Here is a 22,886-nt window from a genome sequence, read left to right as displayed (position 1 = left end):
CAAAGCGCCTCGAAGCCCTTTTCGCTAGACCTGCTCCGGGGTCGTCTCCTCGCCCTTGCGCGCGTCGATGCGGGCTTTCACCAGACTGGCCACAGTGGTGATGACCATGGTGGCGCCGATGATCGAGAGCGAGACCCAGATGGGAATTTCGGGCGCCCAGGAGACATGGCTGGCGTGCAACGCCTCCATGACAAGCTTAACCCCGATGAACCCGAGAATGAACGCCAAACCGTAGCTGATGTAGACGAGCCGCTGCAGCAGGCCACCCAGGAGGAAGTAGAGCTGACGCAGCCCCATCAGGGCGAATGCGTTGGCCGTGAAGACGATGAAGGGATCCTTGGTGAGCCCGAAGATCGCGGGAATCGAGTCGAGCGCGAACAGCAGGTCGGTGCTGCCGATGGCGATCATCACGATGAGCATCGGCGTGACCAGGCGCTTGCCGTCGATCTTGACGGTGACCTTGGACCCGACGTAGCCCTCGGTGGCCGGGAGCGTCCTACGCACCCACCTGAGCAGGATGTTCTCGTTGACTTCTTCTTCCTCGCCCTTGAGGTGCTGGCGGACGATGTTGATCGCGGTGTAGACGAGGAAGGCGCCGAACACGTAGAACAGCCAGCTGAACCGCTCGAGCGCCGCGGCGCCCAGCGCGATGAAGATGCCGCGCATGACCAGCGCGAGCAGGATGCCGACGAGCAGGACCTTGTGCTGGTAGGCCCGGGGCACGGCGAACCTGCTCATGATGATGAAGAAGACGAAGAGATTGTCGACGCTCAGGCTGTATTCAGTGATATAGCCGGCGAAGAACTCCCCGGCTTTGTCCGCCCCCACCGTGGTCCACAGGACCACCCCGAACGCTATGGCGAGGACGACGTAGAACGTCACCCAGTAGCCGGCCTGCCGCATGGAGAACTCACGTGCTTCTCCGCGGTCGACGATCCACAAGTCAATGGCAAGGACAACGATGAGACCGCCGATCACGGCGATCCAGGCCCACACGGGTACGCTCACGTCTCAAAAACCTCCGGCATTGCAGGACTCAGTGCCGGAGGTCTCTCCCGCCCGCGAAAAGCGCGGACCGGCAGCCCCGGGGGCCCCGTGGAGCGGGGCTGCACCGTGATGACGAGGCTGTCGCGAAGGGATACTCCCCTCCCTAACCCAGGCAGTATACGAGAACGCCTTATCCCCACCTAATCATCCCGTTGGATCTTGAGGCCCGTACGCCTCCAGCACGCTCGCCACGGCGGCGTCGCCGCCGGGCATCTCGCGCCCGCGCCGCGCGGCCGCCGCCGCGAGCGTTTCCGCAGCTCCCGGCTCCTCCAGCAGCGTCCGTACGGCACCACGCAATCCTTGGACATCCCCGTAGGAAACGAGGATCCCGGCGTCCCCCACAATCTCCGGAATTCCTCCCACGGCAGTAGCGATCACTGGCTTCCCGGCCATGAGCGCCTCCCTGATGCTGAGCGGCTGCCCCTCCCACCGGGCGGCGGTGAGCACGGCGGTGGCCGCGCCCAGCAGGTCGGGAATGTCATCCCGATTTCCGAGCAGCCTCACCGGCAGCGCCTCCCGCCGGATCCTGCCTTCCAGCTCCGCCCGCAACGGCCCCTCTCCGGCGACAAGAAACAGCGGCCCCCCGGCCAGGTCCGCCGGCAGGCCGGTCCCCTCCCCCCAGGGCCCGGCGGCGACATCGAGGAGCGTTTCGAGTCCCTTCTGCTGGGCGAGCCGGGCAATCGTCAGCATGATGGGCCGCTGCCCGGCCCCCAGCTCGTCCCTGACCTCCTCGGGTGTGCGCTTGGCCGGCCGCAGCGCAGGCGCCGGCACCACGGCGGCACGCACGTCCCGAGCCCCGAGCCGGGTCATGCGCTCTCCGAGGTCCGGCGACACGACCAGCACCCGATCGGCTCTCCGTGCGACGATCCGCTCGAGCACCCCGTAAACGAATCCGACGACGCCGCCCGCGGTCAGCGCATTGTGCAGGGTGACGACCAGTCTCCCCCGCCGGCTGCCCGCTCCGAGCGCGGCCAGCGCTCCCGCCCTCAGCCCATGGGCGTGCACGACCTCGGCCTCCCGGGTCAGCCGCCTGATCGCGAGCACCGCACGCAGGTCGTTGCCCGGATGTGGCCGGTCCGACACGGCCACCTCCACGAACCGGGCCCCCGCGGCGGCGAAGGAGAACTGCTCCTCGATGCTGCGCGGTCCCACGACGAGCACCCGGTGCCCGCGCCGCACCAGCCCTTCGGTCAGCATCAGGACGTGCCGCCCCGTGCCGCCGGACGTGGTGCCCAGCACGAACGCCACCCGCACGGCTCAGCTCCTCCCGCTCCGCCTGAGCAGCCCGGCCACCGCACCCGCGTCGGCCCGGTCCACCACGGCCACCACCACGCTCCCCGCCGCCAGTGCCACGGCCGCGGCCAGGGCGGCGGCGCCCACGTTCGGCCACAGACCCTGCGCCGCGAGCCATCCCACCACGGCGCCTCCCGCCAGGTATCCCAGCAGCCCACCGGCAACAGCCGCGCACAAGGCCCTGAGCAACCCGGCCGCGGCCGCCCGTCCCCTGGCCCGCGTCACGGAGCCGAGCAGCAACGCCCCACCCACGCTCATCCCCACGCTCATCCCCAGCGCCATCCCGCCGATCTGCCACCCCTCGGGCAGCACCGCCACGAAGGCGGCCTGCGCGACCATCACGACCACCCAGCCCGCCACCGTCCCGGTGGCGGCCCCCCGGCCGCGCCCTGCCGCGTAGAGCACCCTGCTCAGATGCGCGATGAGCCCATAGCCGATGAGCCCGGGCGCGAACAGCGCGATGGCCCGCGCCAGCTCGGGCGCGGGCACGTCGCTCTTCATCCCCAGGAACACCACCGCCCCCGGTCCCGAGGCGGCGGCCAGCACCCCTGCGGCCAGCCCGGACACCAGCACCACGGCTCGCGTGGTGCGCGCCGTCAGCGCCGCGAACCCCGCCGGGTCCCCGGCCTGCGCGGAGAGGCGGGGAAACGCGCTGGTGGCGATGGGTACGGCCAGCACCGCGTATGGCACCAGGTAGATCGCCCACGCGTAGTTGTAAACGGCGATGGCCCCGTTGCCGATGGCGTTGTTGGACAGCACCAACACCACGATCATGGCCGCCTGCTGGGCGAGCAACGCGGCGATGCCCGCCAGGGCGAGCCTGCGCACGTGTGCGGCCACACCGTCGGGGAACCGCAGGACCGGCCGCCACCGCAGTCCCAGCCGGGCCAGGGGCCCGAGCACGGCCAGCACCAGCGACAGCACCCCCAGGCTGGTGCCCACGGACAGCGCCAGCTCGGCCGGCCCCGGCACCGCGGCGGGATCGGTCACGCCACCACTGAGCGGCACGAACAGCAGATAGGCCACGATCACCACGATGCTGGACACCAGGGGCGCGACGGCGGGTCCGGCGAACCGCTTGTGCGCCTGCAGCACGCCGTAGAGCACCACCGCGACGCCGTAGAGGGGGATCTGGGGCGCGAAGACGACCAGCATGCGGGCGGCGACCGCGGTCACCGCGCCGACGTCGGCGCACCCGTCGATCGCGGGGCCGAAGAACAGCCCGACGATAGGCCCGGCGAACAGAGCCGTGAGCACGCCGACCGGCACGAGCACCACGATCACCCAGGTGAGCAGCGCCGAGCTGATCCAGCTCACCCGCACAACGTCCTGACCGTCCGCCTGCGCGGACGCACCGGCGAGCCCGGCCGGCCCTCCGGCCTGCGCCGACCCGACCCCCATCGGCCCGTCGGGCGCCCCGGCGAGCCCGGCCGAGCCGTCCGGCCCCCCGGCCTGCGCCGGCCCGGCCTCCGGCGGCCCCTCGGGCGCACCGCCCCGCGCCGGGCCGTCCGGCGCCCGCCTGGCCGCCGCTCCGGCCAGCACCGGGACCACCATCCCCGCCAGCGCTCCACCGACGACCACTTCGAACACGATGTTGGGGATCTGGTTGGCCGTCATATAGGCCGTGGCCAGGCAGTTGGTCCCGACCGTCTGCGCGAAGGCATATTGCTTCGCGAAGCCGGTGATGCGCGCGAGCACGGTGATCGCCCCGATGAGCATGGCCCCACCGGCGACGCCTCGCGCCGTCACCACCCCCACCCGGCCTCCCCGGTCCGCGTCGAACACCCGATCACGCGGACATCATCCTGGCAGGTCGCACCGACAATCGCGTCACACGGGGTCGACGGGCCGACGGCCGAGCATGTCGAGGCGGTTGAGCACGGGGTTGCCGGCGATGACCTTGGTGAAGCTGACCTTTTCGGCGGCGGCGGTGAGCGCCACGACGGTCCCCAGAAGCGCATAGCGGCCGGGCCTGCTCAGCTTGGTGACCGCGGCCAGCCCAAGGAGCGCGCCGAGGGCGTTGGCGCCCGCGTCGCCGAGCATGGCGCGTTCGCCGAGGTCCTCGGGCAGCAGCGCCGCCGCGGCCCCGAGCGGCACGGCGGCCAATGCCGCCGCCGCGGGCGTGGCGCGGAAGAGCGAGGCGGCCAGCAGCGGGCCGCCGGTCAGCAGCCCGACCTTGATGGCGCGGCCCGGGCGCAGGTCGAAGAGATTGGCCAGGTTGGCGGCGCCGGCGATGGCGGCGCCGTTGACCAGCGTGTCGGCGGGCCCCTTGGACACGAGGGCGGCCGCGCCGAGACCCGTGGCGCCGATGCCGAGGATCTTGACGGCGCCACTGGTGACCTCGCCACGGGCGAGCGCGGTCAGGTGCCCCTTGAAGCCCTTGGACGCCGTCGTGCCGTAAAGGTCGTCGTAGGCGCCGAGCGTGCCGCTGCCGACGCCCGCGACCAGGGCTGCCAGCCGCAGCTTGCCGGGCAGGCCGGGCGTGAGTGCGGCCGCCGCGCCGGCGCCGGCGACGAACGCGGGGCCCTCGAGCAGGGTGATGGGCTCGCCGCGGTGGTTCTTCCGCGTCCAGCGGCCGGCCAGGTCGGCCGGCCGGTTGCGGGTGAACGCCACGTAGGCGGCGCGGGCGGCCACGGCGCCGATCGCGGCGCCGGCGAGGGCGGAGAGCAGGCCACGGGCCCGGATGGCAGGCATGTCAGCTCCCTGACTGATTGGTGGGGGTGGGGCTGGCGGACGTCACCGGGGGCAGCATGGCCGAGGCCCCCCTGCCGATGCCGTATTGGCCGGCGCGCCCGGTCAGTTGCTCCCGCAGAGCGTAGACGATCACGACGCGGCCCGCGGGCATATCGGCGGTGTCGACGGTCGAGACGCGTCTGGAGATCTCGCTCTCGTCGCGGACGGAGCTGATCGCGTCGCCTGTCACGGTGGTGGGGGCCGCGGCCCCGGCCAGCACCGTGCCCTTGCCCGTCACGTCGAACCCGTCGGCCACCGAGGCCAGTGCCTCGGCCTGCACCTCGGCGCTCTCCCCCTCGTACGGCTTCTCCGGCGCGAACATCACGGCGAGCGTGGCCCGCTTGGCGGGATCGCCATCGGTGCTCAGCAGCCCGCCCGTCTCGAACGCGCTGAGGACGTCACCGGTGGCGGCGTTGGGCGTGTTGGCCTGGGCGGGGTCGTTGGTCATGAGGGACGCGGCGAGCAGCGAGGCGGCCCGGTCCCAGCTGGTGGCGGTGGCGGGGAAGATCATGTTGGCCGGCTTGAGCTGGTTGACCAGGCCGTCGAGCACGCCCTTGCCAGCGGGGTCGAGGAACTTCTCGGCCAGGGTGAGGCGCCCGGAAACCTCCGCTCCCGCCTGGACGATCACCTGCTGGGTGGCCTCGCGCACGGCGGTGCTCGAGCCGGGCGACTCGATGAGCAGCACGCGCTGGCCGACCAGGGCGCCGGACACCAGCTCCGGCGTCTGGGCGGTGACGAACGCGTCGTTACCGGCCTCTCTGCCGCGCAGGATGTCGAGGTCGGCCCGCAGCCCGTTGTTGGTGTTGGTCAGCTCGTCGCTGGTCCTCTTGGCCAGGTCGATCGCGGGGTCCTGGAGCAAGGTGGTGCCCAGCACGATGCCCACCGCCAGCGCCAGGAAGATCGCGACGATGGAGACGAGGTGATAGCGGAAATCGATCACGAGAAGAGTCCGACCAGCCAGAAGATGAACGCGTTCCAGGCGTCTTGCAGGCCGTTCAGCCAGGTGCGGCCGATCGGCGCGGAGACGAGTGCGACGACGATCGTGATCAACGCGGTGATCACGAGGAGCAGCAGCGACGGGGTGGAGATGCGGCTGCGGTAGAGCCTGCTCACGCCCTTGGCGTCGATGAGCTTGCTACCGATGATCAGCCGGGTGAGGAAGGTGCTGGCCATGCCGGAGCGACCCTTGTCGAGGAACTCCTCCAGCGTGCCGTGGGTGCCGACGGCGACGATGAGCTCGGCGCCCTTGTCGTCGGCCAGGATCATCGCGATGTCCTCGCTGGTGCCGGTGGCGGGGAAGATCACGGCTTCGCGGCCGAGCTGGTGCACGCGCTCCAGCCCTGGGGCCCGGCCGTCGCGGTAGGCGTGCACGACGAGCTCCGCGCCGCACGTCAAGGCCTTGGTGGAGACCGAGTCGAAGTCGCCCACGATCACGTCGGGCAGGTAGCCGGCCTCCATCAGCGCGTCGGCCCCGCCGTCTACGCCGATGAGGATGGGCCGGTATTCGCGAATGTATGGGCGAAGGGTGGCGATGTCCTCTTTGTAGTGGTAGCCGCGCACCACGATGAGGACGTGCCTGCCCTCCAGGTTCGTCCTGATCTCGGGGACGCCGACCCCGTCGATGAGCAGCTTTCCCTCGCCGCGGACATATTCCATCGTGTTGACGGCGAACGCCTCGATCTGCACGGCCAGCCCGGCGCGCGCCTCGGCCATGGCGGCGTCGACGGCCTCGGCGGTCTGCTGCTCACCCTTGCCGACCGCGTCCTCGTCGAGATAGACGACCCCGTCGCAGAGCCTGACGACGTCGCCGTCCTTGACCCGCTCGAACAGCTCCGTGTTGGCGTTGTCGACGAACGGCACGCCCGCGTCCAGCAGGATCTGCGGCCCCAGGTTGGGATAGCGGCCGCTGATGCCGGACGCGACGTTGACGACGGCCGCCGCTCCGCATGCGACAAGCGCCTCCGCGCTGACCCGGTCCACGTCGACATGGTCGATAATCGCAATTTCCCCCGGCTGGAGGCGCTTGGTGAGCCTCTTGGTGCGCCGGTCGATTCTCGCCACTGCCGTTATGCCGGGAAGGTCATCGACCTTCCTGCCGCGGAGGCCCGGCATCCTGTTCCCCGGAACCTTCATCAAGACCATCCTGCCAGAGCGAAACAGCGCAGAGGCCACGCATGACGCGGCGTGTCCGCTATGTCACCCAGGATCACCGATCAGTCGCGGCGAGCCCCAGGAGTTCCTCGGCGTGCGCCCGGCCGAGTTCGGAGTCCTCCAGGCCGGCCAGCATGCGGGACAGCTCACGCACCCGGCCCTCGTGGTCGAGCGCGGTGACGCCGCTGCGCACGACACTGCCGTCGCTCGCCTTCTCGACCACGAGGTGCTGGTCGGCGAACGCGGCCACCTGCGGCAGGTGGGTGACGACGATCACTTGGGCGGTGCGGGCCAGCCGGGCGAGCCGGCGCCCGATCTCCACCGCCGCCTTGCCGCCGACACCCGCGTCGACCTCGTCGAACACGAACGTCGGCACCGGATCCGCCCCGGCGAACACCACCTCGATCGCGAGCATCACCCGGCTCAGCTCACCGCCGGAGGCGCCCTTGTTGAGCGGCAGCGGCGGCGCGGCGGGGTGGGCGGCCATCCGCAGCTCCACCTCGTCGACCCCTTCGGGGCCGAACTCCGCGCTCCGGCTGAGCTGCACGACGACCCTGGCGTGCGGCATGGCCAGCGCCGTCAGCTCCTCGGTGACGGCCTGACCGAACCGCTCGGCGGCGGCCTCGCGCACCCTGGTCAGCTCGCCGGCCAGCTCGGTGAGCTTGTCGGTCAGCTCATCGTGCTCCCGGGTCAGCTCGTCGATGCGCTCGTCGTCGCCTTCCAGCTCGGCCAGCCGGGCCGCGGCCTGCTGCGCCCATGCCAGGACCCCGGCACTGTCCTCAGCATATTTCCTGATAAGTCCGGACAACACGGAACGGCGTTCCTGCACGGCCGCCAGCCGCGCCGGATCGGACTCGATCGACTCGGCGTACGCCGCCAGGTCCGTGGCCACGTCGGAGATCAGGTATCCGGCCTCGGCCAGCCGGTCGGCCACGCTAGCGAGCTGGGTGTCGAAGTCGCGCACCGTCTCCACGGCCGCACGCGCCTCGCCGAGCAGCGAGATCACATCATGAGGGCTGCCGGCCGCCTCCATCGGGTCGCCGAGCAGCGCGGTGTGCGCGGTGGTCGCGGCGCTGCGCAACGCGTCGGCGTGCGAGAGCCGCTCCTCCTCCGAGCGCAGGTCGGCGTCCTCGCCCGGCTTGGGGTCGACCTTCTCGATCTCCTCCAGGCCGAAGCGCAGCATGTCGGCCTCCTGCGCCCGCTCCCTCGCCCTAGTGGTCAGCTCCTCCAGCAGCGCGGCGACCTGCTTGTGCCGTTTGTACGCCTGCGCGTAGGCCCGCAGCGGCTTGACGAGCTCGTTTCCGGCGTATCGGTCCAGCGCGGCCCGCTGCCTGGCGGGCTGGAGCAGCCGCTGCTGGTCCATCTGCCCGTGCACCGCCACCAGGTCGTCGGCCAGGTAGGTCAGGGTGCCGACGGGCACCGTGCGGCCGCCGAGCCATGCCCTGGACCGGCCCTCCGCCGACACGGCACGCGAGATGATCAGCATGCCGTCCTCGACCTCGCCGCCGATGTCCTCGACCTGCTGGGCGACCCGCCCGCCGGACTCGATGACCAGCGTGCCCTCCACGCTCGCGCGGTCGACGCCCGGGCGGATGCGCGAGGGGTCGGCCCGGCCGCCGAACAACAGCCCGAGCCCGGTGACGACCATCGTCTTGCCCGCGCCCGTCTCGCCGGTGACCACGTTGAACCCGGGCGAAAGCTCGAGCACGGCCTCGTCGATGACGCCGAGCCCCTGGATGCGGACCTCCTCGACCCTTGGTCGCACTGCCCACTCCCGTCACTGCCGTGTCTTTCGGTCACACGGATCGTCTCACTGATGGTCCACGGATCGTCTCCGAACACATGTGCCCACGTGATCCTACGCGCTCCGCCTCCCATTCACTCAGGGTCGCACCCTTCCGCGCCAGCCCTGAACAGGAAGCTCGAACTTGGCGACCAGCCTGTCGGTGAACGGCGCGCCGGTGCTCTCCACCCCGTGCAGCCGCGCCAGGCGCACGGGCTCGGCGCCTCTGCGCACCTCCACCCGCGAGCCGGACGGCAGGTCGAAGCGGCGCCGCCCGTCGCACCACAGGACGCCGCCCGGTGTGTCCGGCAGGATCTCCACGGCCAGCGTGGAGCGTGGTGAGACCACCAGCGGCTTGGCGAACAACGCGTGGGCGCTGATGGGCAGCATGAGCAGCGCGTCGACCTCCGGCCACACCACGGGCCCGCCCGCCGAGAAGGCATAGGCGGTGGAGCCCGTCGGCGTGGCGCAGATCACGCCGTCGCAGCCCCAGCGCGACAGGGGCCGGCCGTCGATCTCGGTGACCACCTCGAGCATGCGTTCCTGCTTTTCGACGGTGGCCTCGTTGAGTGCCCACGTGTCGGCGAGCACGCGGCCGTTCAGCCGGGCGATCACATCGATCGTCATGCGCTCCTCGACGTCGTAGCGGCCGGCCACGACGCTGTCGACCGCCGCGGCCAGGTCGTCGACCTCCGCCTCGGCCAGGAACCCGACATGCCCGAGATTGACCCCCAGCAGCGGTGTGCCGGCGGGCCTGGCCAGCTCGGCGGCGCGCAGCAGCGAGCCGTCGCCGCCGAGCACCATCATGACCTCGGCGTCCTTGACGGCGCTCGGGTCGCCGGGCACCGCCTTGACCCCGGAGCAACCGATCTCGCCCGCCTCGGACTCGAGCACTCTGACGGTGATCCCGGCGTCGACCAGCCGGTTGATGACCAAGCGGGCGCTCTCGACGGCGGCGTCCCGCCCGGTGTGCACGGCGACCAGCACGGTCCGGTTCATTGCGGCCCTTCCGCGACGGCACGCTGGATGTCGGCTTCGAGGTCGGCGACCGGCGGCTCGCCCTCTCCCTTGCCCAGCCAGAGCAGATATTCCACATTTCCCGACGGTCCGGGCAACGGGCTGGCGGTCACGCCGCGTACGGTCAGCCCCAGCTCCCGTGCCTTGGCGGCGGCGTCGCGCACGGACTGCCGCCGCAGCTCGGGATCACGGACGACGCCGCCCGCCCCGACGAGGTCCTTGCCCACCTCGAACTGCGGCTTGACCAGCAGCACGAAATCCGCCTGGGGGGCGGCGACCGCGGCCAGAGCGGGCAGCACCAGCCGCAGCGAGATGAACGACAGATCGCCCACGATCAGCGTGGGCGGCTCGCCGACCATGCCGGGGGTCAGATCACGGACGTTGACCCGTTCCATTACCGTCACCCGCTCGTCGGTCCGCAACGACCAGGCCAGCTGGCCGTAGCCGACGTCGACGGCCAGTACGTGCGCTGCGCCGCGGCGCAGCAGCACGTCGGTGAACCCGCCCGTGGAGGCCCCCGCGTCGAGACACCTGCGGCCCTCGACGGTCAGGCTCCGGAACGTGTCCAGCGCGCCGAGCAGCTTGTGCGCTCCGCGCGAAACGTAGTCAGGGCCGTCATCCGAGGCGGCCACGACGATGGGGGAGGCGGTGTCGACCTGGGTGGCGGGCTTGCGTGCCAGCTGGCCGCCGACGGTGACCCGGCCGTCGTCGATGAGCTGGGCCGCCTGCTCGCGTGACCTCGCCAGGCCGCGGCGCACCAGCTCGCTGTCGAGGCGGATCCTCCGGGTCACCGCTCACCCGGCGCCGGCTCGCCAGCGGCTATTGGGGCTGCTGGGACCTGCGTGGCCTCCGCGGCTTCGACGGCCGCCAGCGTGGCCTCGAGCTCGGAAAACGCCTCGTCGAAGACGGCCACGTGGGCGCCGACCGGCAGCTCGCCCAGACGGCCGAGGCCGGCCACGATGGCGTCGACCCGCTCGTCGCCGGTCTCCTCCGGCAGCTCACTCATGATTCGACCGTAACGCCTCCCGCGAGCGCGCGGGACCTTGGCAGGCGTGTCACACGTTGAAGGTCATACGGGGGTGCTAGTGATGTGGAACGCTACGGTCCGTAAAGGAAGAGAAAGGATGCGCATCATGGCAAGCGTCGAGGAGTGCCGGGCGGCACTGGTCAAGCTCGTCGCCCAGTTCGACGAGATCGACGAGGAGGACCGGGCCAAGCACGTGGTGGAACGCACGGTCAGCTGCCGTGTGCCCGACCTTGACGTGATCTTCTATGGCCGGCTGCACCATGGGGGGCTCGACCCGTTCACGGAGCAGCCGCCGGCGGACCGCAAGCCCGCCGACGTGAAGATCACGATCGCGAGCGACGACCTGATCGCGCTGGTCGACGGGGAGCTGGACCTGGCGCGTGCGCTGCTCGGCGGCCGGGTGAAAATCGACGCGAGCTTCGGGGACCTGCTGCGGCTACGAAAGCTGATCTAGACGAGCCGATCGACTGCCCTTGCGCCCGAGTTATTTAATGACAGCGTTAACCATTTGGCGACGGGCGAACAGCAACATGGTGCAGGCGGCACTACCACGCGCCAGCCCGACGCGCGCATCGGCTCACCCGGCGATGCGGTCCAGCACGGGCTTGACCGCGTCCTCCTCGACCCGTCCCTCTCCAGCCGCCGCCCACGCCGCATCGCAAGCCGCCCGCAGCCCGTCGATCCTGTTCCCGTCCCCTTCCAGCCGCAGCGCCCCGTCCTTCCACAGGGCCCGCCAGCCCCCGCAGGCCCCGTCCCGCACCTCGGGATAGGGCAGGCGCAGCGCTCGCAGATCCGCCGCGACGAATGTGGGCCGGTGCCGCGGCTCCGCCGTCAGCACATCGACGGCCGCGGCCACTCCCGTCAGCACCAGCAGGCTGTCCACCCCGGCATTGGCCGCTCCCTCGATGTCGGTGTCCAGCCGATCCCCCACGACCAGCGGCCGCCGAGCCCCCGTACGGATCATCGACTCCCGGTGCAGCGGCGGATCCGGTTTGCCCGCGTACACCGGCTCCACCCCGGTGGCCGCGGCGATGACCCGCACCATCGCCCCGTTGCCCGGCAACTCGCCCCGGCCGGTGGGCATCGTGCTGTCGCGGTTGGACGCCACGAACCACGCACCCTGCCGCACCGCCAGCGCGCCTTCGGACAGCAGTCCGTACGACAGCCCCGGCGCGATCCCCTGCACCACGGCGACAGGCGACTCGATGGCCGTCGAAACCGGTCGAAGCCCTCGATCCCGTACGGCCATCCGCAGTCCGGAGCCGCCGACCACGAGCACGTTCGACCCGGGCGGCACTCTTTCCGCGATGAGCCGCGCGGCGGCCTGCGCCGAGGTCACCACATCCTCGGCCGTGGCAGGCGCGCCGAGCTCGCGCAGATGGGCGGCGATGGCGGCCGGCGTACGGGAGGCGTTGTTCGTGACGTAGGCCAGCCGCACGCCCTGCCCGCGCGCTTCCTCCAGGGCCTGCGGCGCCCCGGGCACCGCGTGGCTGCCCAAGTAGACCACGCCGTCGAGGTCGAGCAGCAGGGTGTCGTACCCGTCGATCAGCACAGCGCCTCTTCCCGTTTGCCTCTCAGGCCGCGTGAGAGCGCCCGACAACGAAACGCAATGAGCCTACATTTCCCGGCGAGCGCGCAAGGTAGCGCGGACGCTCTTCAACGCCGACACGTAATGCCGCTCATCGGGTCGCATGGCGACCGCGATGGCCAGCGGTTCCTGCGCCCCTTCCACATCACCGGTCCGCCACAACGACAACCCCAGCCCGAAGTAGGCGTAATCCTCCGCCGGATTGGCGTCCACGATCTGCCGGAAACTGGCCGCGGCCTCGGCGTACTGCCGGGAATTGAACTGGGCCCGGGCCAGCGCCTCAAGAATGCTGCGCGATTCCGGCTCGGCCGCGGCGGCACGCTCGAGCAGGGCGGCCGCGGCGGCGGGACTGCCTTCTTGGAGAAGCTTGACCCCGCGCTGGTACCAATCGTAAACAGTGCCCCGGGGAGTGCCCGAGTTCTCATCATTGGGGTTTCCATCTGGAGCCATGGGTGAAGACTCCCTTTCTTGATCCTTTGCCGGAGACTCCGCCTTCAGGACGGAGTAAGCCTGAAGTGACGATGAGTGATACCATGGTTACAACGTGCCGCCGGGACGTTGTAACCGCCCGGACGCCACGGTCGTCCGGGAGCCGGCCGGAAGTCTTGAGAGCAAGCCCCCTCCTTCCAGGTGGGTGTGCAGTTGGCCGCTGGACGACAGACCCGCTCTGCCCCGCTGTGGAGCGGGCACGGCTGCAACCAAGGGGCGACTCCCGGAAGGCGCAAGCATTTATGGGAGCATGCCCGGTATGGGGATTCCTGAACTGCCGGTGCCGGACGGACTCGTGCTAAGGCCCTTCCGAGGGGTACGTTTCGCCGTCGAAGATCCCGCCAAGGTGACCTCCCCACCCTACGACCTGATCTCTGACGCGGACGTGGACGCCCTCCTGAAGCTTCACCCGAACAACGTCGTCCGCCTCATCCTCCCCTGCCCCGATCCGGGCAACTCCTCCCCCACAGCCACAACGACCGACTCCGGCTCTGCCGTCGCCCCACCCGCCGGGGTCCCGTTCGAAGCACGGTACGCCGACGCCCGGGACACGCTGCGCGCCTGGCTGGAGGCGGGCATCCTGGTCCCGGACGAGGCTCCGGCGCTCTACGTGTACGAGCAGAGCGGACCGGACGTCGTCCAGCGCGGCCTGATCGGCGACGTGGGCCTGGCCGACCCCGGCCAGCACATCATCCTGCCCCATGAGGACGTGATGCCGGGCCCGGTCGCCGACCGGCTCGCGCTCATGAGCACCACGAAGGCCAACCTCGAACCGATCTTCCTCCTCTACGAGGGCGCTGACCGCGCCGCCTCCCGCCTGGTGGACGAGGTGGCCACGAAGCGCCACCCCCTCGTGACCGCCCACACGGAGGACGGCCTCACGCACCGCCTATGGGCGATCACGGACGAGACGGAGATCGCCGCGATCAACGCCGACCTCCATGATCGGCAGGCGTTGATCGCCGACGGCCATCACAGGTACGCGACGTACCGCGTACTCCAACGCCAAGAACGAGCCACCCGCCAACCTCCGCGCCCCGACCACCCGAAACGCGACAACCGAGCCGCCGAGCACGCCGAGGAGGGCCGGCCATCCCCCGTGGGAGGCCTGCTCGCCCCGTGGGACTTCGGCCTCGCCTTGCTCGTCGATTCCACCGCGTATCCGCCCGACCTCAAGGCCATCCATCGCGTGATCCCCGGCCTCCCGCTGGCCGAGGCGACCGCCAAGGCCAGGGGCTCGTGGCGGGTCCGCGACTATGACGACCTGGCCGAGGGCCTGGCCGAGCTCGAGAACACCCAGGAACCGGCGTTCCTGCTCGCCGGCGAGAACGGCGTGCACCTCCTCACGGATCCCGACCCTGTCCAGTTGGCTCATGCCATGCCGCCCGACCACTCCGACCGCTGGAACGCCCTCAACACCTCCATCCTCACCGAGTTCATCCTGCCCAAGGTCTGGGGCATGCGTGACGACGAGCAGACCGTACGGATCGTCCACCACGACGCGGAGGCCGCAGTGCGGCTGGCCGCCCGAACCGGGGGCACCGCCGTGATCCTCAAGCCACTGGCGATCGACGACGTGCTGGCCGTCGCCGCGGGCGGTGAACGCGTCCCCCGCAAGTCCACCTCCTTCGGCCCCAAACCCAGAACAGGCCTGGTCCTCCGCACGTTCGCGATCGACTGAGCAGCGCGACCCGTGGTCCTCCGCCAGAGCGGAACCCATCCCCTCACCAACCCACGGCTCAGTCCTCGGCCTTACCACCCCTCGCCATCGGCACCAGCGCAATATCTGCCTCCAGCCTCACTCCACGCACAAAGGGATGCCGCGAACGTCGCCCCCCGTCCCGCAGCGGCGCTCGAATCCTCGCTTCGTGCAGAGGACCGGCCCCCGGCCCCCAGCCCCGACCGGTCGGGAGTCGGCCCGAACCGGTCGGGAGTGGGCGGGTCAGCTTGCCTGAGCCAAGCGGGACACCTGTCTGGGCACCAGGGCGGCAGGCGTCTCCGCAGGGCGGTCGTCTTCCGGCGCGGGAAGAGGCGCGGCCGCGGTGACCGCCTTGGCGGTGCTCACCTCCACCTCGTACTTCCAGATCTTGGCCGCCGCAGGGCCGAAGACGCGGCAGCGGAACGCGCCCGTCACTTCGATGTAGTCGCGAGGCTTGAGACCGCGGACCACGGCGGCCGCTTCGCCGTTGTAGGTGACGCACGGGATGCTGTCCGTCACGATGCCCCCTCGCCTGTCCCGCCGCCGGCGGCGCACGATGATGCGCCACTTCGTCGCGGTGTCGCCGCTCGGCAACGAAAACTCTTCGACGGCCGCCGAGAGCCTCCCCATCAGCACGACCTCGTTTCGGTCCACTGCCATCCTCCTGTCGATGCTCTGGTGGAGATCACTCTTTACGATGAGAGGGAGGCCGGATCGGCTCGAACGCCGTTCTGGGGACAATGGCTGCGCGCTCGGGAGTGCCTGTGGACAACATCACCGCTCTAGGCGGCGACGTCTATGAGATCGACACGAGGATGGCCGGCTACTCCGGCATCACGGCCGGCTATCTGATCCTGAGCGACCGCCCATGCCTGGTGGAGACCGGCACCTCGACCTCCGCTCCCGTGGTGCGCGACGCGCTCGCCTCGCTGGGCGTCGGCCCGGAGGATCTGGCCACTGTCGTCGTGACCCACATCCATCTGGATCATGCCGGTGGGGTGGGCGACATCGCCGGATTCTTCCCGTCGGCGCAGGTCGTGGTCCACGAGAAGGGCGCCCGCCACCTGGCCGAACCGTCACGGTTGATGGCGAGCGCTCGCATGGTGTGGGGTGACCGGCTCGACACCCTCTTCGGCGAACTGTCACCCACCGAGGCCGAACGCATCGTCGCCCTGGGCGACACCGGCGCCATCGATCTGGGCAACGGACGCACGCTGAACAGCCACTACTCCCCCGGCCACGCGAAGCACCACGTGGGCCTCGTCGACTCCGCCACGGGCGACCTGTACGTCGGCGACGCGGCCGGCGTCTACCTCCCCCAGACGGGCGACCTGCGGCCGGCCACGCCCCCACCGGACTTCGACCTGCGGACGGCACTGGACTCGATCGCGCTGTTCGGGGCGCTCGGCCCGCAACGGCTGCTGTTCAGCCATTACGGCCCGGTAGAGGCGGTCCAGGAGACGCTCGAACGATCCGCCGAAGAGCTTCGCGTCTGGGTCGATCTCACTCGGCAGGCCCATTCCGAGGGCATGGATCTGGACCACGCCGTCGCCATGGTCAGGGACCGGACGAAGCAGCGCTATACCGCGCTGAAGTCAGATGACCCGACGGCGGAGCAGTTCGAGCTGCTGAGTGGCGCCCCGTCGAACGTCGCGGGCATCCTCCACTGGCTCGACCGCGTCTCTCCCTGAGGCTCAGTGTTCTCATGATCTCCGCCGGCGAGGGGCAGGCACCACACATTCGCCGACCAGGCCGCGCGGCCCGCACGAAGAGCGCTCCCGAAAAAATCTTGGAGAAACCGCGGGGAGGATGTCGAAAACCGGTGTGCCGGCTCCGAGGTATCAGCAGAACCCGCCCAGAGGGGCGAGTGAAGCCAGAACGAGGAGACGGCGATGAGTGAGCAGATGCGCAAGCTGGCCGGGATGGTCGGCACCTGGCAGTTGTCGGGCGGCGTCAAGGGGACGGTGCGGTTCGAGTGGATGGAAGGTGGCTTCTTCCTCTTCCAGCACGTCGACCTGGTCCACGAGGGCCGCCAGATCAAGGGCCTGGAGGTGATCGGCCACGAGCGGCTCTTCGGCGCCGAGCCCAGCGAGGAGATCAAGTCCCGCTTCTACGATTCCACCGGCAACACCCTGGACTACGTGTACGAGCCGCACGACGACGGCAGTCTCACCATCTGGGGCGGCGAGAAGGGCTCCCCTGCGTACTGCCGGTCCACCGTCAGTGAGGACGGCGACTCGTTCACCGCATCGTGGGTCTGGCCCGGTGGCGGCTATGACACCATCGGAACCCGGACCGACGGGTGACCAGGAGGCACGCTTGAAGTACCTGCTGCTGGCGTACACGAAAAAGGCGGACTGGGACTCGGTCGACGTGAACAGCCCGGAGTTCCAGGCCATGTGCGCGTTCTACGAGAACCTCGGCAAGGAGCTCACCGAGTCGGGCGAGTTCGTCTCCACGGAAGGGCTGGCGCATCCGTCCCTCACCCGGACCGTACGGATGCGCGAGGACGGCCCGGTCGCCGTGGACGGCCCTTACGCGGAGGCCAAGGAGGTGCTGGCGAGCTTCGGGATCGTGGACTGCGCCAGCCACGACCGGGCCATGGCGATCGCCGCCCGCATTGTCGCGGCGGTCGGCGACACGGTGGAGGTGCGGCCGATCGGCCAGGGTCCGCTGGCGGAGGACACGCCCCTGTCGTGACGGTGCCGCCCCGGATCGAGGACCTGCTGCGCGAGCACGCGCCGCAGGTCCTCGGCGCGCTCGTCCGCCGCTACGGGCACTTCGGCACCGCCGAGGACGCGGTGCAGGAGGCCCTCGTCGCGGCCTCTGCCCAGTGGTCGGCCGACGGGATCCCGCAGGAGCCGCGCACCTGGCTGATCCGGGTTGCCTCGCGACGTCTGATCGACATGCTGCGCAGCGAGCAGTCCCGCCGCGACCGGGAGGCCGCCGAGGCGGTCCGGATCCTTCCCGAGCAGTACCTGGCGCCACCGGCGGATGCCGGCCTGCCCACGGACGACTCGCTGGTACTGCTGTTCGTGTGCTGCCATCCGGCGCTCAGCCGGCCGTCCCAGGTCGCGCTCACCTTACGGGCCGTGGGCGGGCTCACCACCGCCGAGATCGCGCGCGCCTTCCTCGTCCCGGAGCCGACCTTGGCGCAGCGGATCAGCCGGGCCAAGAAACAGATCAAGACCTCGGGAATCGGCTTCCAGCCGCCGCCACCGAGTGAGTACGCACCCCGGCTCGACGCCGTGCTCCAGGTGCTCTACCTCGTCTTCAACGAGGGGTACGTCGCCACGGCCGGCCCGGACCTGCAGCGTACCGATCTGGCGGCGGAAGCGATCCGGCTGACCCGAATGCTGCATCGTGTTCTCCCCGATGACGGTGAGGTGGCAGGCTTGCTCGCCCTGATGGTGCTCGTCCACGCCCGCCGCGCCGCCAGGGCCGACGCGAGCGGTGCCCTCGTACCGCTCGCCGAGCAGGACCGCGCCGCCTGGGACCGGGACGAGATCGACGAAGGCATCGCGCTGGTGACCCACGCCATGTCCCACGCCGACCTCGGCCCGTATCAGGTGCAAGCGGCGATCGCGGCGGTGCACGCCGAGGCGGCCACCGCGGGCGACACCGACTGGCGGCAGATCCTGGGCCTGTACGACCTGCTGGAACGGATGACCGACAACCCGGTCGTGACGCTCAACCGGGCGGTCGCGGTGGCGATGGTGCACGGTCCGCGCGCCGGCCTCACGTTCCTGTCCTATCTGGACGATGACCCGCGCCTGGCCGGGCAACACCGGCTGGAGGCCGTCCGCGGGCACCTGCTGGAGCTGGCGGGGGAGCCGAGCCGGGCCCGGGAGTGCTACGAGAGCGCCGCCCGCCGCACCACCAGCGGGCCCGAGCAGCGATATCTCCGGCTCAAGGCCGCGAAACTGGCGAGACCCGCACCACGCCCCTCGGCCACCTGACGGCGGCACCCTACGCGTACGAGATCGATTGACCGGAATGGGGCGGTTCCGGTACGTATGATCGGGTGATTGAGCTTCGCGCGTTCGCGCCTGCCGACGCCTTGAGTGTGGCCTCGTGGATCGACAGCTTGGAGGCGCTCATCACCTGGTCCGGCAACACCGGATTCACCTGGCCGTTCGACGCGCGCCAGCTTTCCGCCTTCCACGCGTCGGACCCCAGCCGTCGCTCCCACGTCGCCGTCGGCCCCGACGGGACGCCGGTGGGCCACTTCCTGCTGCGAACCGAGCCGTCCGGCCGATCGGTGCGGCTGGGCATGGTCCTGGTCTCACCTGCGGTCAGGGGGCGGGGATATGGCGAAGCCATGGTGGAGGCCGCGCTCGGCGAGGCATTCGCCTCTCCGGCCATTCAGCGGGTCAACCTGGGCGTCTACTCACACAACGCCGGCGCCATGCGGCTGTACGAACGGTTGGGATTTCGCACCGAGAGCGTCGACCCGAAGGCGACGTGCGTCGCCGGCGCGTGGTGGGCGTCGACCACCATGAGCCTGCCTCGCGACGCATGGCGGTCTCACGCGCCCTGACCAACCGCTGATCAAAGACAGCTGCTCAGAGGGATCCCCGTTCAGCGATCACGTGACCGTGCTCCGTCGTACCGCATGGTCGCGGTACGGCGGAGCACGAGGCCGCCGACCTAGTCGTCGGACTTGGAGCGACTCTGCGTGGGCTCGTCGTCCTCGTCCGGCCTGGCGCCGAAGTCGGGCTCGATGAACGCCGGCGTGATGCCCGGAGTCTCCGCCTGCGCCGCCGCACCGGGGGCACTCTGCTCGGCTCCGGAATCGTCGGAGCTCTGCTCTTCCGCGTCCGAGCCGTCCAGAACCTCCTCAGGCTCTGAGCCGTCGAGAACTTCCTCAGGCTCTGAGCCGTCCAGAACCTCGGCGGACTCAGACCCGTCTACGCCCTCCTCGCCAGGCTCAGTGCCGTCCAAGGCCTCGGCAGGCTCGATGTCCTCCGCTTCCCCACCCTGGGCGTCGGCGGGCTCAGGCTCCTCCTTCAGGAGGTCGCCTGCTTCGGCGAGGGCCTCGGCGTCGTCCACGTCCTCCTCCGCCTCGGCAGCGCTCCCGCTCTCGGCCACGCCTGCGTCGTCGAAGTCGTCCTCGTCGTCGAAGTCCTCCTCGACGTCCTCGATGACGGCGCCGGTCAGCTCGGCGTACCGCTCGGCGGCGTCCGTCTCGCCGTCGTCATCGAACGCCATCGCCCGACCGAACCAGTCGGTCGCCGCCTCCGTGTGCCCGGCCTCGGCCAGCGCGTCCGCGTACGCGAACGCCAACCGTGCCGACCAGGGCTTCGGCTGCGGGTCACGCAGCTCCGGCAGGCGCTGCAGGGTGATCACGGCGGCGTCGTGCTGGCCCAGGTCGCGGCGGGCGCCGGACTCGACGATGGTCAGCTCGATGCGCCCGGCCCGGTCGAGGCGCTCGGCCTCCGGCGACCGTACGAGGTCGATGGCCCGCTCCGGACGGCCGAGCCCGCGCTCGCAGTCAGCCATGACCGGCAGGTACGCCTCCGACCCGGTCAGCCTCCGCGCCGCTCGCAGATCGCTCAGCGCCTCGGAGAAATGCCCGGCGCGGTACGCGACGATGCCGGCGGCCTCCCGCACGACACCGATGCGGGCGGCGAACCTGCGCGCCACCTTCGTGTGCTCGTGCGCCCGGTCGGCGTCGTCCCCCTCCAGTGCCCGCTCAGCGGCGACCAGATGCCGGCCGACGAGGTCGGCGAGGTCGCCGGGCAGGGAGCGGAGCTCCTCCAGCACTTCCTTGTCCAGCTCGTCCGCGGTGATGTCGGGTGCCACCTCCGGCAGCCGCTCACGCTGGGGCGCTTCGCTCTCCCGGTCGGACCTGCCGTACCTGGCGCGAGTGCCCTCCCCGGAACGCTCCTCCCGCCGGTCGCGGTCGTCCCGCGAGAACGGCCGGGACGGCCGCTGGCCGCCCTCGGGCCGGGGACCGCGGTCGCCATAACCGCCTTCTCGCCGCGGACCGCGGTCCTCGCGGAAGCCGCCCTCGCGCCGAGGGCCTCGGTCCGCGTATCCACCCTCACGGCGCGGACCCCGCTGGTCGCGGAAGCCACCCTCGCCACGAGGACCTCGATCGTCACGTCCCTCACCACGCGGACCACGATCATCGCGGAATCCACCCTCACGACGGGGACCCCGATCATCGCCGAACCCGCCCTCACGACGGGGACCCCGATCATCACGGAAGCCGCCCTCGCGCCGAGGGCCTCGGTCCGCGTATCCACCCTCACGGCGCGGACCCCGCTGGTCGCGGAAGCCACCCTCGCCACGAGGACCTCGATCGTCACGTCCCTCACCACGCGGACCACGATCATCGCGGAATCCACCCTCGCGACGGGGACCCCGATCATCACGGAACCCACCTTCACGACGGCCCCCGCGGTCATCACGGAAGCCGCCCTCGCGCGGGGCAGCACGATCGCCGTAGCCGCCCTCGCGCCGGGGACCGTAACCGCCCTCACGACGTGGCCCTCGGTCGTCACGGAAACCGCCGCTCCTGCGCGGACCACGATCGCCGTAGCCGCCTTCGCGCCGGTCGCCGGAACCGCCCTCGCGACGCGCCCCACGATCATCCCGATCCCGGAACGGACGCCGCTCATCGCCCTCACGCCGCCCGCCACGCGCGTCGCGGCCTCCGCCGCCTTCGCTCCTGGGGCCGCGGTCTGCGTATCCGCCCTCGCGCCGCGGACCACGGTCGCCATAAGCGCCTTCTCGCCGAGGACCACGGTCGCCAAAACCGCCTTCTCGCCGCGGACCACGGTCTTCACGGAACCCGCCGCCGGGCCGGTCGCCGGAACCGCCGCCCTCGCGACGCTCACCGTAACCGCCCTCGCGACGCGCCCCACGATCATCCCGATCCCGGAACGGACGCCGCTCGCCACCCTCACGCTGCCCGCCACGGTCGTCCCTGTCACGGTAGGTGGGGCGGTCATCACCGCGGGATCCGCGCTCCGAACCCTCACGACGCGGCCCGCGGTCGTCGCGGAACCCGCCCTCGCGCCTGGCGCCCCGATCCCCGTACCGTCCGCCGCTCTCGCCACGGCCGCCGCTCTGGCCCCGGCCGCCGCTCTCGCCACGATCGCCGAATCGGCCGCCCTCGCGGCGGTCGCCGTATCCGCCCTCACGACGCGCACCCCGGTCGTCCCGGCCCTGGTCCCGCCGAGAGCCTCTGTCGTCGCCGCGGCCGGAGGAGCTTCCCCTGTCATCGGAACGGAACGGTCGGTCGCCGCCGGAGTCTCGCCCGCGAGAGCCGTACCCGCTGCTCCTGTCGCTCCCGCCAGAGCGCCTGTCCTCTTGATCGCCGCGCCCGCGCTGTCCGCCGTCCGGTCCGTTATCTCTGTTCACTTCTGGTCCATTTCGTTGGGCTCAACCAGCGGACTCACAACGACGGTCCACCGTGGCTGGTCGCCGCCCGTCCTCGGGCCTTACGCGACGAAGGCCACCCGTGGGGTGGCCCGGTTCTTCCAGCCTAGCAAGCCGGAGAACGTCCACGAGCCCGACTCAAGTCCATGAAGGGGCCGGCCCATAAACGCTCACGAGCCAAGACCGCCGCCATCACGTTACGCACTCGCGAATGGAAGCGCTCGCCACGGTTGAATCCGCAGGATTCCAGCTGCCGCAGCCATGTGACTTTGCGCATGATCGGTACGCTTCCGGGCTGGGCAGCGCGTACTCCGCCCGTCCGACGGCGGGCAGCGGCGACCCAACCAGCTTGCCTATCACTCAGGTGTTCGACCGCCGCTCACGCTATCGCCACGCAGCGCAACCACGCAAGTCGTTTCCGTCACTGCAGGATGTACTGGCCTGCAAATCTGGCATCATCTGTTTCGCTGGCCAGCATGTGTGATTTCTTACCCCAAAAAAGAGAAAGGCCCCCGACCGTGCTGGTCGAGGGCCTTTCTCATCAAAGATTGTCCGGCGGTGACCTACTCTCCCACACCCTCCCGAGTGCAGTACCATCGGCGCGGGGAAGCTTAACTTCCGGGTTCGGAATGTAACCGGGTGTTTCCTTCCCGCCATAACCGCCGTAACC

23 protein-coding genes and 1 rRNA gene are annotated in these 22,886 nt (G+C 70.6%); 9 read left to right on the top strand and 15 right to left on the bottom strand.

Annotated elements, in window-relative coordinates:
• Positions 1–24: 24 nt before the first annotated feature.
• From ACTWQA_RS16780 to ACTWQA_RS16735, 10 genes are all read right to left on the bottom strand, one after another.
• Positions 25–1,008, bottom strand: coding sequence for a TerC family protein (locus tag ACTWQA_RS16780; RefSeq protein ID WP_443160147.1), 984 nt, complete (start codon positions 1,006–1,008; stop codon positions 25–27).
• A 183-nt stretch (positions 1,009–1,191) separates the two neighbouring features.
• A complete protein-coding gene (locus ACTWQA_RS16775; protein WP_443160146.1) occupies positions 1,192–2,301 on the bottom strand; it encodes a glycosyltransferase family 4 protein in 1,110 nt (369 codons plus the stop codon).
• Positions 2,302–2,304: 3 nt separating this feature from the next.
• Entirely contained in the window at positions 2,305–4,059 is a 1,755-nt protein-coding gene (gene murJ / locus ACTWQA_RS16770) for a murein biosynthesis integral membrane protein MurJ (RefSeq protein WP_443160351.1), read from the bottom strand.
• A gap of 111 nt (positions 4,060–4,170) precedes the next feature.
• Positions 4,171–5,034 (bottom strand): hypothetical protein, encoded by an 864-nt coding sequence (locus ACTWQA_RS16765; protein ID WP_443160145.1) that lies wholly within the window; start codon positions 5,032–5,034, stop codon positions 4,171–4,173.
• A gap of 1 nt (position 5,035) precedes the next feature.
• Positions 5,036–6,013 carry a copper transporter gene (locus tag ACTWQA_RS16760; RefSeq protein WP_443160144.1) on the bottom strand — a complete coding sequence of 326 codons (978 nt, stop codon included), beginning with the start codon at positions 6,011–6,013 and terminating at the stop codon, positions 5,036–5,038.
• Positions 6,010–7,185 carry a putative cytokinetic ring protein SteA gene (steA, locus tag ACTWQA_RS16755; RefSeq protein ID WP_443160350.1) on the bottom strand — a complete coding sequence of 392 codons (1,176 nt, stop codon included), beginning with the start codon at positions 7,183–7,185 and terminating at the stop codon, positions 6,010–6,012. The genes ACTWQA_RS16760 and steA overlap by 4 nt, the downstream gene beginning before the upstream one ends.
• Positions 7,186–7,279: 94 nt before the next feature.
• Positions 7,280–8,989, bottom strand: coding sequence for a DNA repair protein RecN (gene recN, locus ACTWQA_RS16750; protein WP_443160143.1), 1,710 nt, complete (start codon positions 8,987–8,989; stop codon positions 7,280–7,282).
• Positions 8,990–9,106: 117 nt separating this feature from the next.
• On the bottom strand, positions 9,107–10,006 hold the full coding sequence (locus ACTWQA_RS16745) for an NAD kinase (RefSeq protein WP_443160142.1): 900 nt from the start codon (positions 10,004–10,006) through the stop codon (positions 9,107–9,109).
• The gene (locus ACTWQA_RS16740; protein WP_443160141.1) at positions 10,003–10,815 is read right to left on the bottom strand and encodes a TlyA family RNA methyltransferase; all 813 of its coding nucleotides are present in this window, start codon (positions 10,813–10,815) and stop codon (positions 10,003–10,005) included. The genes ACTWQA_RS16745 and ACTWQA_RS16740 overlap by 4 nt, the downstream gene beginning before the upstream one ends.
• Positions 10,812–11,030 (bottom strand): hypothetical protein, encoded by a 219-nt coding sequence (locus ACTWQA_RS16735; protein ID WP_305921253.1) that lies wholly within the window; start codon positions 11,028–11,030, stop codon positions 10,812–10,814. Before ACTWQA_RS16735 ends, ACTWQA_RS16740 begins: the two co-directional genes overlap by 4 nt.
• A gap of 127 nt (positions 11,031–11,157) precedes the next feature.
• Here ACTWQA_RS16735 and ACTWQA_RS16730 point away from each other — a divergent pair, with 127 nt between their 5' ends.
• A complete protein-coding gene (locus tag ACTWQA_RS16730) occupies positions 11,158–11,505 on the top strand; it encodes an SCP2 sterol-binding domain-containing protein (RefSeq protein WP_443160140.1) in 348 nt (115 codons plus the stop codon).
• Between the two features lie 123 nt (positions 11,506–11,628).
• On the opposite strand, the gene ACTWQA_RS16725 is transcribed toward ACTWQA_RS16730, so the two are convergent.
• Positions 11,629–12,603, bottom strand: a complete 975-nt coding sequence (locus ACTWQA_RS16725) for an HAD-IIA family hydrolase (protein ID WP_443160139.1) — start codon at positions 12,601–12,603, stop codon at positions 11,629–11,631.
• A 63-nt stretch (positions 12,604–12,666) separates the two neighbouring features.
• Complete coding sequence (locus ACTWQA_RS16720) at positions 12,667–13,089, bottom strand: tetratricopeptide repeat protein (protein WP_305921250.1); 423 nt, start codon at positions 13,087–13,089, stop codon at positions 12,667–12,669.
• 298 nt (positions 13,090–13,387) lie between these two features.
• Here ACTWQA_RS16720 and ACTWQA_RS16715 point away from each other — a divergent pair, with 298 nt between their 5' ends.
• A complete protein-coding gene (locus tag ACTWQA_RS16715) occupies positions 13,388–14,809 on the top strand; it encodes a DUF1015 family protein (protein ID WP_443160138.1) in 1,422 nt (473 codons plus the stop codon).
• Between the two features lie 261 nt (positions 14,810–15,070).
• Here the strand turns inward: ACTWQA_RS16715 and ACTWQA_RS16710 are convergent, their stop codons facing one another.
• Positions 15,071–15,481 (bottom strand): single-stranded DNA-binding protein, encoded by a 411-nt coding sequence (locus tag ACTWQA_RS16710; protein WP_443160137.1) that lies wholly within the window; start codon positions 15,479–15,481, stop codon positions 15,071–15,073.
• Between the two features lie 86 nt (positions 15,482–15,567).
• Between ACTWQA_RS16710 and ACTWQA_RS16705 the strand changes: the two genes are divergently transcribed.
• The 5 genes from ACTWQA_RS16705 (at position 15,568) to ACTWQA_RS16685 (ending at position 19,367) form a co-directional block, all read left to right on the top strand.
• Positions 15,568–16,518 (top strand): MBL fold metallo-hydrolase, encoded by a 951-nt coding sequence (locus ACTWQA_RS16705; RefSeq protein WP_443160136.1) that lies wholly within the window; start codon positions 15,568–15,570, stop codon positions 16,516–16,518.
• A 201-nt stretch (positions 16,519–16,719) separates the two neighbouring features.
• Positions 16,720–17,133, top strand: coding sequence for a hypothetical protein (locus ACTWQA_RS16700; RefSeq protein WP_443160135.1), 414 nt, complete (start codon positions 16,720–16,722; stop codon positions 17,131–17,133).
• Between the two features lie 13 nt (positions 17,134–17,146).
• A complete protein-coding gene (locus ACTWQA_RS16695; protein WP_305921245.1) occupies positions 17,147–17,527 on the top strand; it encodes a YciI family protein in 381 nt (126 codons plus the stop codon).
• Positions 17,524–18,786: an RNA polymerase sigma factor gene (locus ACTWQA_RS16690; protein WP_443160134.1), complete on the top strand. Its 1,263-nt coding sequence runs from the start codon at positions 17,524–17,526 to the stop codon at positions 18,784–18,786. The genes ACTWQA_RS16695 and ACTWQA_RS16690 overlap by 4 nt, the downstream gene beginning before the upstream one ends.
• A gap of 65 nt (positions 18,787–18,851) precedes the next feature.
• The gene (locus ACTWQA_RS16685; RefSeq protein WP_443160133.1) at positions 18,852–19,367 is read left to right on the top strand and encodes a GNAT family N-acetyltransferase; all 516 of its coding nucleotides are present in this window, start codon (positions 18,852–18,854) and stop codon (positions 19,365–19,367) included.
• Between the two features lie 110 nt (positions 19,368–19,477).
• Here the strand turns inward: ACTWQA_RS16685 and ACTWQA_RS16680 are convergent, their stop codons facing one another.
• Positions 19,478–20,632 (bottom strand): hypothetical protein, encoded by a 1,155-nt coding sequence (locus ACTWQA_RS16680; protein ID WP_443160132.1) that lies wholly within the window; start codon positions 20,630–20,632, stop codon positions 19,478–19,480.
• Here ACTWQA_RS16680 and ACTWQA_RS16675 point away from each other — a divergent pair.
• The gene (locus ACTWQA_RS16675) at positions 20,537–22,366 is read left to right on the top strand and encodes a hypothetical protein (RefSeq protein WP_443160131.1); all 1,830 of its coding nucleotides are present in this window, start codon (positions 20,537–20,539) and stop codon (positions 22,364–22,366) included. The two genes, ACTWQA_RS16680 and ACTWQA_RS16675, sit on opposite strands and share 96 nt — an antisense overlap.
• A 61-nt stretch (positions 22,367–22,427) precedes the next feature.
• Positions 22,428–22,700 carry a hypothetical protein gene (locus ACTWQA_RS16670; RefSeq protein ID WP_443160130.1) on the top strand — a complete coding sequence of 91 codons (273 nt, stop codon included), beginning with the start codon at positions 22,428–22,430 and terminating at the stop codon, positions 22,698–22,700.
• Between the two features lie 66 nt (positions 22,701–22,766).
• Here ACTWQA_RS16670 and rrf read toward each other — a convergent pair.
• Positions 22,767–22,883: ribosomal RNA gene (gene rrf / locus ACTWQA_RS16665) — 5S ribosomal RNA — on the bottom strand.
• Positions 22,884–22,886: the final 3 nt, after the last annotated feature.

The organism is Nonomuraea sp. 10N515B (assembly GCF_052245915.1).
In the GTDB taxonomy this organism is placed as follows: domain Bacteria; phylum Actinomycetota; class Actinomycetes; order Streptosporangiales; family Streptosporangiaceae; genus Nonomuraea.
The sequence above is the reverse complement of the archived record's forward strand: the minus strand, read 5'-3'. Positions and strand labels throughout refer to the sequence as shown.

Coding starts and splice junctions, on each gene's coding strand:
- ACTWQA_RS16715 (WP_443160138.1), top strand. CDS start 13,388: ATGGGGATTCCTGAACTGCCGGTGCCGGACGGACTCGTGCTAAGGCCC.
- ACTWQA_RS16700 (WP_443160135.1), top strand. CDS start 16,720: ATGAGTGAGCAGATGCGCAAGCTGGCCGGGATGGTCGGCACCTGGCAG.
- ACTWQA_RS16765 (WP_443160145.1), bottom strand. CDS start 5,034: ATGCCTGCCATCCGGGCCCGTGGCCTGCTCTCCGCCCTCGCCGGCGCC.
- ACTWQA_RS16705 (WP_443160136.1), top strand. CDS start 15,568: ATGGCTGCGCGCTCGGGAGTGCCTGTGGACAACATCACCGCTCTAGGC.
- ACTWQA_RS16675 (WP_443160131.1), top strand. CDS start 20,537: ATGCCGGCCGACGAGGTCGGCGAGGTCGCCGGGCAGGGAGCGGAGCTC.
- ACTWQA_RS16670 (WP_443160130.1), top strand. CDS start 22,428: ATGGAAGCGCTCGCCACGGTTGAATCCGCAGGATTCCAGCTGCCGCAG.
- murJ (WP_443160351.1), bottom strand. CDS start 4,059: ATGCTCATCGGGGCGATCACCGTGCTCGCGCGCATCACCGGCTTCGCG.
- steA (WP_443160350.1), bottom strand. CDS start 7,185: ATGCCGGGCCTCCGCGGCAGGAAGGTCGATGACCTTCCCGGCATAACG.
- ACTWQA_RS16745 (WP_443160142.1), bottom strand. CDS start 10,006: ATGAACCGGACCGTGCTGGTCGCCGTGCACACCGGGCGGGACGCCGCC.
- ACTWQA_RS16735 (WP_305921253.1), bottom strand. CDS start 11,030: ATGAGTGAGCTGCCGGAGGAGACCGGCGACGAGCGGGTCGACGCCATC.
- ACTWQA_RS16720 (WP_305921250.1), bottom strand. CDS start 13,089: ATGGCTCCAGATGGAAACCCCAATGATGAGAACTCGGGCACTCCCCGG.
- ACTWQA_RS16730 (WP_443160140.1), top strand. CDS start 11,158: ATGGCAAGCGTCGAGGAGTGCCGGGCGGCACTGGTCAAGCTCGTCGCC.